The 1,813-nt window shown below is 40.4% G+C and carries 4 protein-coding genes; 1 reads left to right on the forward strand and 3 read right to left on the reverse strand.

Annotated elements, in window-relative coordinates; genetic code table 11:
- Positions 1-165, reverse strand: a 165-nt coding sequence (locus BGK49_RS27125; RefSeq protein ID WP_047664789.1) for an IS1 family transposase, incomplete at its 3' end; no start/stop codon positions are given.
- A 50-nt stretch (positions 166-215) separates the two neighbouring features.
- Positions 216-278 carry a hypothetical protein gene (locus tag BGK49_RS31690; RefSeq protein ID WP_432422799.1) on the reverse strand — a complete coding sequence of 21 codons (63 nt, stop codon included), beginning with the start codon at positions 276-278 and terminating at the stop codon, positions 216-218.
- 237 nt (positions 279-515) lie between these two features.
- Between BGK49_RS31690 and BGK49_RS13700 the strand changes: the two genes are divergently transcribed.
- A complete protein-coding gene (locus BGK49_RS13700) occupies positions 516-1,346 on the forward strand; it encodes a DUF2686 family protein (protein WP_000062561.1) in 831 nt (276 codons plus the stop codon).
- Between the two features lie 167 nt (positions 1,347-1,513).
- Here BGK49_RS13700 and BGK49_RS13705 read toward each other — a convergent pair.
- Positions 1,514-1,813: IS1 family transposase (locus BGK49_RS13705; RefSeq protein WP_069375675.1), on the reverse strand; the 300-nt coding region annotated here is incomplete at its 5' end.

A 1,813-nucleotide genomic window follows, 5' to 3' on the forward strand; every position in this document is an offset into this window, starting at 1 on the left:
TTTCTGGTGCGTACCGGGCTGAGAGGCGGTGTAAGTGAACTGTAGTTGCCATGTTTTACGGCAATGAGAGCAGAGATAGCGCTGATGTCCGGCAGTGCTTTTGCCGTTACGCACCACGCCTTCAGTAGCGGAGCAGGAAGGACATCTGATGGAAATGGAAGCCACGCAAGCACCTTAAAATCACCATCATACACTAAATCAGTAAGTTGGCAGCATTACCTTGATAACATATCAAATACATCAAAAATACCATTCATAGGCATTATTAATATAGACATCAATATAGCAACATCAAATTCCAATTAGTAATAAGATATGCTTTTTAATTGCATGAAAATAATTTCAAATGAGCGTTTTTTGATACTTTAGAGTGTTTCCTACCCTTTAATATCACCGTGTAGAGTTGATATCACTACAACAGAAACATGCATGTCATTTTTTTACTTCTTTTTTACTACAGAAAAATTTATCTATTTTTCTAAACATCGGTGAAATACTCATAAAAGGTAACTATTATGTCTATGCCATTAAGCAATGCCCTTCAGAGTCAAATTATTACAGATAATCACTTCCTTCATCATCCAAAAGTCGACAATAAGTTAACACGTGAATATGAATATGCACGGATGGATACGGAAAATATCTATCTTCTGCCTCTTACTCGTGGAAATAACCATAATTACGATGGAAAAAGCGTTGTCGAAATTAGAAAACTTAATATTGGCAAACAGTCCTGGCCATTTAATTATGCGACAGATACATGCAGAGAATTCAATGGTATTACAACAACAGGACGTATGCTCTATCGAAACTTGAAAATCACCTCAGCTTTAGACGAAATATATGGTGGTATATGTAAAAAGGCGCATGCTGCTACAGAGTTAGCAGAAGGTTTACGGCTAAATTTATTTATGAAGAGCCCTTTCGATCCTGTTGAGGACTATACAGTTCATGAAATAACATTAGGCCCTGGTTGCAATGTTCCTGGTTATGCCGGAACCACGATAGGATATATTTCAACCCTTCCAGCTTCTCAGGCAAAAAGATGGACCAATGAGCAGCCAAGAATTGATATCTATATTGATCAGATAATAACTGTCTCAGGGGTGGCAAATTCTTCCGGATTCGCCCTTGCAGCATTACTTAATGCTAATATTGGAATGGGAAATGACCCAATAATTGGTATAGAAGCCTATCCTGGTACCGCGGAGATCCATGCAAAAATGGGATATAACGTTATCCCCGGTGATGAAGATGCGCCACTCAAACGCATGACTCTGCAACCGTCATCTCTTCCAGAACTGTTTGAATTAAAAAATGGTGAATGGAATTATATTGGCAAATAACCACTGAGAAGAATGAGTACTAACATTCAGGTTATATAGATATTTAAACAATACCCTGCAATTTACAAAGTAATACTCATTGCGACTTCTTAATTTAAGAAAGCGCAAGGAACGTTTACCCTTGCACTTATCATAATCAGTCAGGCGTCGACGGTAATGACTCCAACTTACTGATAGTGTTTTATGTTCAGATAATGCCCGATGACCTTGTCATGCAGCTCCACCGATTTTGAGAACGACAGTGACTTCCGTCCCAGCCTTGCCAGATGTTGTCTCAGATTCAGATTATGTCGCTCAATGCGCTGAGTGTAACGCTTGCTGATAACGTGCAGCTTTCCCTTCAGGCGTGATTCATACTGCGGCCAGCCATCCGTCATCCATACCACGACCTCAAAGGCCGACAGCAGGCTCAGAAGACGCTCCAGTGTGGCCAGAGTGCGTTCACCGAAGACGTGCGCCACAACCGT

This window comes from Shigella sp. FC1544, from assembly GCF_001722145.1.
In the GTDB taxonomy this organism is placed as follows: domain Bacteria; phylum Pseudomonadota; class Gammaproteobacteria; order Enterobacterales; family Enterobacteriaceae; genus Escherichia; species Escherichia coli.

Bases quoted from the DNA above. Each gene is read 5' to 3' on its own strand.
- BGK49_RS13700 (WP_000062561.1), top strand. From the start codon at position 516: ATGTCTATGCCATTAAGCAATGCCCTTCAGAGTCAAATTATTACAGAT.